The sequence below is a fragment of the Stenotrophomonas veracruzanensis genome (genome assembly GCF_032911525.1).
GTDB classification, from domain to species: Bacteria; Pseudomonadota; Gammaproteobacteria; order Xanthomonadales; family Xanthomonadaceae; genus Stenotrophomonas; species Stenotrophomonas africana.
In genome coordinates, this window is the sequence record NZ_JAWJTI010000066.1 from 1 (window position 1) to 8,805 (window position 8,805).

Consider the following 8,805-nt stretch of genomic DNA (forward strand, 5'->3'; position numbering starts at 1 on the left):
CCCCCCCCCCCCCCCCCCCCCCCCCCCCCCCCCCCCCCCCCCCCCCCCCCCCCCAACTCCGGGATAGCTGTACGCGACCCACCACGAGGGGCTCCGCCGTTGGCCGTCCTACTCGATCCCCTCACGCTCGATCGGCACGCTGCGCGGATTCTGCATGTGCTCCCGCGCCGCGCCGTATCGCTGCTGCCGCTTGTGGTGGAACGCCACGAACTCATCACGGGGCAGTGGGCGCGAAAACAGCCAGCCCTGCCCGAACTCCACGTGCCGGCTGTGCAGGTAGGCCAGCTGCGCCTCGGTCTCCACGCCCTCGGCCACCACCCACAGGCCCAGTTCCTTGGCCATGTCGATGATGTGCGGTGTCACCGGGCTCGTCGCGCTCTCGGTGCCGATCGCATCGATGAACGATTTGTCGATCTTCAGCGCATCCAGTGGCAGCTGTTCCAGGTACTGCAGGCTGGAGAAGCCCACGCCGAAATCGTCGATGGCCACGCTGTGACCCGCACGCCGTGCCTGCGCCAGCATCGTGCGGGCGCGATCCAGATCGAGGAAGCCGCGCTCGGTGGCCTCCATCCAGATCTGCTGCGGCAGGATGCCGCTGCCGGCCATGTGCTTGGAGATCATCTGCAAGGCACGGCCGCTGCTGATGTCCTCGGCGGCCAGATTGATCGCGATATGTGCGCTGCGGTCGGCCACCAGCAGCTCGCGCATGTCGCGCACCACGTTCTCGATCACCAGGTCGGTGACCGCGGCGATCATGCCGGCCTCTTCGGCCAGTGGAATGAACAGGTCCGGCCGCACCTGGGTGCCGTCCGGGCGCTGCCATCGGATCAAGGCCTCGGCGCCAACGCAGATGCCGGTGTCCAGTTCGATGATCGGCTGGTAATGCAGGTACAGCTCGCGGCGACGGATGGCGGTGGCCAGCTCGCCACGCAGTGACAGGCGCCGCCGCGACAGCCAGATCACCAGCCCGGCGCCGGCGGCCGCCAGCAGGAGGCCCAGCGGCACGAACAGCCAGGCCTGCTGGCGGAAGGTGGCGGCCAGCGCGGTGCGTGGCGTGGTGGCGATCGCCAGCCATTCCTGGTTGCGGGCGGTGGCGTAGAGCGTGTTCTGGTCCAGCCCTTCGCCGGGATTGCGCAGCAGGGTCTCCAGCAGTGCCGGGTCCATGCCGTCCTGCTTGGCCAGCAGGCGCCCATCCGGGCTGGCCAGCGCCAGGCGGACATGCGGATCCACGATGACATCGACAAAGCGGCGCGGATCGACCAGCACGTCGTAGTTGCCATACAGGATCGACAGGACCTGGCGACGGCCACTGGCTTCGGGACGCACGTTCACCGCAATGCCGGCGCCGTCACTGGTCACATGGTCGGCCCTGGGCTGGTTCACGTCGGAGCGGAACGGGCCCCATGAGGTGCAGCGCAGCTTGCCGCCTTCGAAGTAACCCATCTGGTCGGCCGACGGCGTGGTCATCACCAGCGTCTGCATGCGCCGGATGTGCTCGTCGTCGCAGCCCGAGGTGGTGCTGGCCTCGGCCGATTTCAGCGCGGCCAGCGCCTCGTGGTAGGACAGATCGGAACGGCGCAGGGTGCGCAGGGCGATGTCGTGCAGCCGTTGTTGTTCGACGCTGATCGCGCGGTCCCAGGTGGCGTAGGCCATGACCGCGATCGGCACCGCAGCAGCCAGCAGCGCCAGCGCGGTACCGCCGATGATCACGCGCAGCCGGCTCATGGCCGGAGCTCCAGCGGGGCGGGCAGGGCAGGGAGCATGGGCGGGGCCGGTCCTTGGGCAGATGCGGCTATCTGAGCATGGCGCCGGGCCGGGTGGAATGGGACGAATCCGGTATTGGGTCACATTGTGATGAAAGCGGCCAGGTTTGACGTGATCGGGCCGTCCGGCGCTGGCGCTCGGGGCAGTAGAGGACTACCGTCGGACGCTTCGCCCGCCCTTTCCCACGCCCATGACCGAGCCCGCAACGCCCCCCGAGCACCTGCGCCGCAGCCTGTCCAACCGCCATCTGCAGCTGATCGCCATCGGCGGTGCCATCGGCACCGGCCTGTTCATGGGGTCGGGCAAGACCATCAGCCTCGCCGGCCCGTCCATCGTCTTCGTCTACCTGATCATCGGCGCGATGCTGTTCTTCGTGATGCGCGCGATGGGCGAGCTGCTGCTGTCCAACCTGCAGTACAAATCCTTTATCGATTTTTCCACCGACCTGCTCGGCCCCTGGGCTGGGTTCTTCTGTGGATGGACCTACTGGTTCTGCTGGATCGTCACCGCCATCGCCGATGTGATCGCGATCGCTGCCTACGCACAGTTCTGGTTCCCCGGGCTTGAAGCCTGGAAGCCGGCGCTGGCCTGCGTGATGCTGCTGCTGTCGTTGAACCTGGTAACGGTGAAGCTGTTTGGCGAGATGGAATTCTGGTTCGCGCTGATCAAGATCGTGGCGATCTGCGCGCTGATCATTACCGGCGCCGGGCTGGTGGCCTGGGGCTTCACCTCGCCCAGTGGCCACACCGCGTCGCTGTCGAACCTGTGGAATGACGGCGGCATGTTCCCGATGGGCCTGGTCGGCTTCTTCGCCGGTTTCCAGATTGCGGTGTTCGCCTTCGTCGGCATCGAGCTGGTCGGCACCACCGCCGCCGAAACCACCGACCCCGAGCGCAACCTGCCCAAGGCGATCAACTCGATTCCGGTGCGCATCATCATCTTCTACGTGCTGGCGCTGATCGCGATCATGGCCGTCACCCCGTGGCGCCAGGTGGTGCCGGACAAGAGCCCGTTCGTGCAGCTGTTCGTGCTGGCCGGCATTCCCGCCGCCGCCAGCCTGATCAACTTCGTGGTGCTGACCTCGGCCACGTCCTCGGCCAACAGCGGCATCTTCTCCACCAGCCGCATGCTGTACGGTCTGGCCGAAGAGGGCCACGCACCGCGCGGGCTGTCGAAGTTGTCACGCGCCGCCGTGCCGGCCCGTGGCCTGCTGTTCTCCTGCCTGTGCCTGCTGGGCGGCACGCTGCTGATCTACCTGATTCCGAACCTGGTGACCGCCTTCACCCTGGTGACGACGCTGGCGACGGTGCTGTTCATCTTCGTCTGGTCGCTGATCCTGGCGGCCTACATGGCCTATCGCCGTCGCTACCCGGAGCGACACGCTGCCTCGATCTTCAAGATGCCCGGCGGCGTTGCGATGTGCTGGGCCTGCCTGGTGTTCTTTGCCGGCGTGCTGGTGCTGCTGAGCCTGCAGGCCGACACCCGCCAGGCGTTGATCGCCAGCCCGGTGTGGTTTGTGCTGCTGGGCGTGGGGTACTGGGTGCGTCGAAGGACCGCGAAATGACCGGGAACGTGGGGACTCGGCAATGCCGGAAATCGGGAACGCCGGAAATCGGTAGAGTCGACTGTTAGTCGACTGCTCTTCCACGGACCACCGGAAAAGCCCGCGCTGCGCGCGATAGTCGACTGACAGTCGACTCTACCGGTGCGGGTCCCGGTGCCCCTTCCCGGCCCCCATTCACCCAACATTAGCGGGCGCGGCCGGATGATCCGGCCGCCATGTCCCGTCACCCTCTCCTGCTTGCGCTGTTGCTGCTGCCCTGCCTGTGGCCCGGGCATGCCGCCGCACGTACCGTCTACCGGTGCGTGCAGGGCAACACCGTCAGCCTGGCGACCGCCCCGGAACCCGGCTCGCGCTGTACCGCCAAGGAAATCGACGACAACGCCATCCAGGCCCCGAACCTGTGGGGCAACATGGGCGTATTCAGCGGCGTGCTGTACGAGCGCGAGCAGGACGGCACGCTGGTCTATTCCACCCGCAACCTGCCCGGCTCGAAAGTGTTCCTGAAGTTCACCGTGGCTACGCCGCCGGGTGAGCCTGCACACGAAGGCCTGGGTAAGGTCGGCAAGCCGCAGTTGGCCCAGCATGCCAAGCAGTTCAAGGCTGCCGCCAAGGCCACCGGCGTGGATGACGCATGGCTGCGCGCGATCGCCCATGCCGAAAGCAACTTCGATGCGCTGGCGGTGTCCAGCAAGGGCGCACAGGGCGTGATGCAGCTGATGCCGGACACCGCGCAGGAGTACGGGGTGAATGATCCGTTCTCGCCGCAGCAGTCGATCGAGGGCGGCGCCCGCTACATGCGTGCGCTGCTGCGTCGCTACAACGGTGACCGGCCGCTGGCGGCTGCCGCCTACAATGCTGGCATCGGCGCGGTCACCCGCTACAAGGGCGTGCCGCCCTATGCCGAGACCCTGGCCTATGTGGACAAGGTGATGGCGCTGTACGCGCGCTACCGTGAAGCGATGGGCATCCGTACCGAGGTGCCCGCGCGCTAGGCGGACGGTGCTGCCTGCACGTGGCGTTGTAGAGCCGAGCCCATGCTCGGCTGCGCCAATTACAGCCGAGCATGGGCTCGGCTCTACACAAAAGCCGCTCAGCGCGAGGTTGAGCTGCTGACCAGTTCGTAGCGCTCGATGCGGCCGACGCGGGCGACCTCGGCCTGCACGTCCGCGCGCTGCTTGAGGGCACGCCAGGCCGCATCGATCTTCACGTCACCCGGCAGCGACGGATAGGTACGCATATCCTGCAGGCTGGCCAGCGTCTCGCCGCGGTCATCGGGCGAGCGCAGCTGTTCGATCAGCACCGCCGCTGCGCCCTCCAGGTTGCCTTCGTCCAGCAGCATCTCGCGATGGAACAGGCGTGCGTCGTTGCGCTGGGCAAGGATCACTTCGCGCGCGGCATCCATCGCCTTGGCATCGCCCCGCTCGCGCGCGGCGGCGAACTGCACCAGGGCCTGTGCAGCCTTGCCATAACCTGCGAGGCCCTGGATATCGCTTGCCGTCTGCGCAGCCTCCTGCATGCGGCCCAGCGAGGTGAGTACGAAGCTGACATTCAACTGGTGCTCGATGCCGTCCGGGCCCAGTGCGCCGATGCGGGCGGCCTGCTGTGCCGCCGCCAGTGCATCGTCGGTGCGCCCCAGCCTGCGCAGTGCCGTAAGCCGGCTGTTGAGCAGCCACGCCACCCATTCGGCTTCCGCCGCCGAGGGCGACTCACCTTCGGCAGCCGCACCAGCCATGCCATCAGTCAGTGCCAGCACTTCCTCGTTGCGGTCCAGCATCAGCAGCGTGCTGCTGAATTCGGCCATGCGTGCATCCAGCTTGCGATCCAGCAGGCCGGACACGCGCAGTTCGTCGAGGTGCTTCTGTGCAGCCTGCACCGGATCGAAGCGGGCATCGTTGCGGTCGACATAGCGATCGAAGCGCTTGTCACTGCGCAGCCGGATGATCTCGGCGGGGGCGGTGATGCGCGCCAACGTGGCCGGGATGTCGTCGCCCCGGCCATTGTCGGCCTGCAGCGTGGCCAGTGCCAGCCACAGTCCGGTCGGCTCCAGGCCGCCGCTCTTCCAGCCGTTGTCGAACAGAGCCTGCAGCAGCTCCATGCGCTGCTGCGGCTGGTCGCGCAGGCGGTACTGCAGATAGTTGATGGCCTGGTGCTCAAGCGGCAGCGGCGCGTCGGCATGCTTCAGCGCCTGTACCAGAAGCCTGGTAGCCGGAACGGGCTTGTTCTCGGAGAGCTCCAGCGACATCAGGGTCAGCAGGATCTGCGCATCCTCCGGCAGCGCTTCCTGTGCGCGCTGCAGGTAGCGGCGGGCCAGGTCCGGCTTCTTCTGCACCATCGCGGTCCAGCCCGCCACCTGTGCGGCGCGGCCGCGGTGTTCGGCATCGAAGTCATCCAGCATCGGATCTTCCATCAGCCGTTCCATTGCGATCAGCGCGCCCAGCGTGTTGCCACTGCGTGACTGCTGGATGGCCTCATCCCAGCGCGTGGCGTAGGCCTGGTGCATCGCATCGGCAGTGATTGACGGCTTCTGCGGCGCCACCGTGATCGAGGCGGCGGCGGATGTGCTGGCCAGTGCGGCCACCAGCACGGTGGCGAGGGGGAGGATGCGGGGCATGGAGGATCTCCATCCGTGGGAACCGCATTGAACCCGCTGCAGCCAGCGAGAACAAGCGCGATGGATGGAATTCTGGCGTTTGTCCGCACGATTGGCCATGGCGGATCGTGCGTTCAGCGACTATTGTCGGTGCCTCTTCAGACAGCAGGCAGGCAGCGCAGCACGATGGCACGGTGGCAATGGATGGCGGCAGGCGTAGCGTTGGCGACGGTAGTGGCATTGGCTGCGACCTGGTGGGAGACACCGCTGCATACGCTGGCTGAACCGGCGGGTCCGGCGCCAACGCCGTTGGCGTGGACCGCGCAGATCGAACCGCTGGCCGGCGATGGCCACCCGGGTGACCGTGATGGCGCGTCCGCGCAGGCACGCTTCGCCGATCCGTACGCGTTGCTGCGTACTGCCGATGGCAGCATCTACTTCACCGATGCCGGTGACAACAACCGGATCCGCCGCCGCCTTCCCGATGGTCGCGTGGAAACGGTGGCCGGGCAGGGCGAGGGGCGCGTTGATGGCCCGGCACTGCAGGCCAGTTTCAATACGCCTTCGGGCATTGCCGCCGACGCGCAGGGCAACCTGTATGTGGCCGACACCGGCAACCATGCGATCCGCCGTATCGGCACCGATGGCCAGGTGACCACCCTGGCCGGTGGCGAACAGGGCCATGCTGATGGTCCCGCCGCACAGGCACGCTTTGATGCGCCGATGGGCATCGCCGTGGATGCGCAGGGCCAGGTCTACGTGGCCGATACCTTCAATGACCGTATCCGGGTGATCGGCACCGACGGCATGGTACGCACCCTGGCCGGCGGCGATCGGCCGGGCCTGGCCGATGGCACCGGCGCCGCTGCGCGCTTCGATACGCCGGTGGCGTTGGCCTTTGATGCGCGGGGCGCGCTGCTGGTGGCCGACCTGTTCAACAACGCAGTGCGCCGCGTAGACGCCGACGGCACGGTCAGCACCGTGGTCGCCGCCGGTGGTGTGATCAATGGGCCGCTGTCACTGGCCACCACCCACGACGGCGTGCTGTACGTGGGTGATCTTGATGGCCGCATCGTGCAGGTGACGCCGCAGGGCCACCAGATCGCGCTGGTCGGCAATGGTCGCCTGCCGCGCCTGGCCCGCCCCAGCGGACTGGCGATGGATGCCGATGGCAGCGTGCTGGTGGCCGACGCCGCCAGCTACCGTCTGCATCGCCTGCGGCCGCTGCCGGTAGGCGACCTGCCGGCACCGGCACTGGTCGGCCCGGCTGCCGATGCGGCGCTGCCGAAGACGGGCGGTCGCTGGCCGCTGGCGCCGCAGGACGGTTGGCATGAAGTGGTCGGTACGTTGGGTGAGGTGCGCGGCAACTTCACCGGCGAGAGCCGCCACCACCTGCATGGCGGCTTCGACGTGCGCGGTGATGTGGGCCAGACCGTGCTGGCGATCGCCGAAGGCAAGATCAGCAGCCCGGTGGCGGCCTGGAACCTGGGCGAGCAGGCCGAGGGCCTGGCCGTGGACCGCCTCAAGTACATCCACATGCGGGTCGGCCGCACCCCGCGCGATGAGCCCTACGATGCGCGCTGGCAGGCGCTGTATGACGAGCAGGGCAAGCTGGAGCGGATGCGCGTGCGCCGCGGCATGCGTATCCATGTTGGCGACCGCCTGGGCAGCATCAACAACCAGGCGCACGTGCACCTGGCCGTGGGTACCGGCGGTTTCGAAACCAACGCGGTGGCGCTGGGCTTCCAGGGCTATGCTGACCACTTCGCACCGCGTATCACCGATGTGGCGCTGCTGGACGACAACGACCAGCCGATGGCTGCAGGCGGCGATGGCGTGGTGATGGTGGCGCGCCAGGGCCGTGGCGTGCAGATCGTGATCGAGGCCTGGGACCAGGTCGACAACAACCTGCCGCGTCGCCGCCTGGGCATGTACCAGGTGGGTTACCAGATCCTCGATGCTGGTGGACAGCCCCTGCAGGGCTACGAACAGCCGCGCTGGAACATCGTGTTCAACCGCATGCCGCCGCAGAAGGAAGCGGTGCGCGTGGCCTACGCACCGGACAGCGGCATCACCGTGCATGGCAGTGCGGTGACCCGTTTCCGCTACCTGGCCACCAACACCGTGCGTGATGGCCTGATGGAAACCGGGCGCTGGCAACCGGCGGCGCTGCCGCCGGGCGAGTACATCGTGCGCGCCAGCGTGCGCGACTACAGCGGCAACGAAGGCGTAGGCCCGCGCGAGATCAGGGTACGGCTGCTGCCATAGCGGCAGCCGGGGCGCCGCAGCGTTCGCGCTCGGCGTCCATGTCTTCCAGCGGCCGCACTTCGATGCTGCCGAAGCGTGCCCACGGGAAGTCGCGGGCGATGCGCATGGCTTCGTCGCGGTCGCGGGCGACGATCAGGTTGAAGCCGGCCAGCAGTTCGCGGGTTTCAGCGAAAGGGCCATCCAGTACACGGCTGTGGCCATCGCGCACGCGCAGGGTCTGCGCGGTGTCGACCGGCTGCAGCTTCTGCGCCGCCAGCAGCGTGCCCTCGGCCTGCAGCTTGTCGGCATGGGCCAGGCAGTCGCGCATCAGCGCGTTGAATTCTTCGGTGGGCAGGGCCTGCAGCAGGGCAGGCTCGATATAGATCAAAAGCAGGTACTGCTGCATGGCACGGTCCTGGCGGGGGCTGGGTGTCCATGATGGCGCAGGTTTGCCTGCCGGCATGCTGCAGCGCGAAAAGCCGCCTGCGGCGGGCGATCGGCGAACGGCGGAGCCCCTCCGTGGTGGGGTGGGTTGGTCGCTGAAAGCTCGGGTTCTTGGATTTGGCCGGGTGGGGAGGCAGGGCAGGGGGCGCTGCAAGTACGTCCATGTAAGCTCGGTCGCCGCATCCATGCGGCTCAC

General features: G+C 67.7%; 6 protein-coding genes. 3 read left to right on the forward strand and 3 right to left on the reverse strand.

The genetic code is table 11. The features are described 5' to 3' along the window. Positions 1–108: 108 nt before the first annotated feature. Entirely contained in the window at positions 109–1,725 is a 1,617-nt protein-coding gene (locus R1H25_RS20150) for an EAL domain-containing protein (RefSeq protein WP_317224455.1), read from the reverse strand. 229 nt (positions 1,726–1,954) lie between these two features. Between R1H25_RS20150 and cycA the strand changes: the two genes are divergently transcribed. Further along, on the forward strand, positions 1,955–3,328 hold the full coding sequence (gene cycA, locus R1H25_RS20155) for a D-serine/D-alanine/glycine transporter (RefSeq protein ID WP_317224456.1): 1,374 nt from the start codon (positions 1,955–1,957) through the stop codon (positions 3,326–3,328). Positions 3,329–3,543: 215 nt separating this feature from the next. Further along, complete coding sequence (locus R1H25_RS20160; RefSeq protein WP_057499922.1) at positions 3,544–4,320, forward strand: lytic transglycosylase domain-containing protein; 777 nt, start codon at positions 3,544–3,546, stop codon at positions 4,318–4,320. 98 nt (positions 4,321–4,418) lie between these two features. On the opposite strand, the gene R1H25_RS20165 is transcribed toward R1H25_RS20160, so the two are convergent. Next, complete coding sequence (locus tag R1H25_RS20165; protein ID WP_317224459.1) at positions 4,419–5,939, reverse strand: hypothetical protein; 1,521 nt, start codon at positions 5,937–5,939, stop codon at positions 4,419–4,421. A gap of 165 nt (positions 5,940–6,104) precedes the next feature. Here R1H25_RS20165 and R1H25_RS20170 point away from each other — a divergent pair, with 165 nt between their 5' ends. Beyond that, positions 6,105–8,186, forward strand: coding sequence for an NHL repeat-containing protein (locus R1H25_RS20170; protein ID WP_317224460.1), 2,082 nt, complete (start codon positions 6,105–6,107; stop codon positions 8,184–8,186). Here the strand turns inward: R1H25_RS20170 and R1H25_RS20175 are convergent. Next, positions 8,164–8,571 carry a YciI family protein gene (locus R1H25_RS20175; RefSeq protein ID WP_004153945.1) on the reverse strand — a complete coding sequence of 136 codons (408 nt, stop codon included), beginning with the start codon at positions 8,569–8,571 and terminating at the stop codon, positions 8,164–8,166. The two genes, R1H25_RS20170 and R1H25_RS20175, sit on opposite strands and share 23 nt — an antisense overlap. Positions 8,572–8,805 lie beyond the last annotated feature (234 nt).

Bases quoted from the DNA above. Each gene is read 5' to 3' on its own strand.
- R1H25_RS20150 (WP_317224455.1), bottom strand. From the start codon at position 1,725: ATGAGCCGGCTGCGCGTGATCATCGGCGGTACCGCGCTGGCGCTGCTG.
- cycA (WP_317224456.1), top strand. From the start codon at position 1,955: ATGACCGAGCCCGCAACGCCCCCCGAGCACCTGCGCCGCAGCCTGTCC.
- R1H25_RS20160 (WP_057499922.1), top strand. From the start codon at position 3,544: ATGTCCCGTCACCCTCTCCTGCTTGCGCTGTTGCTGCTGCCCTGCCTG.
- R1H25_RS20165 (WP_317224459.1), bottom strand. From the start codon at position 5,939: ATGCCCCGCATCCTCCCCCTCGCCACCGTGCTGGTGGCCGCACTGGCC.
- R1H25_RS20170 (WP_317224460.1), top strand. From the start codon at position 6,105: ATGGCACGGTGGCAATGGATGGCGGCAGGCGTAGCGTTGGCGACGGTA.
- R1H25_RS20175 (WP_004153945.1), bottom strand. From the start codon at position 8,571: ATGCAGCAGTACCTGCTTTTGATCTATATCGAGCCTGCCCTGCTGCAG.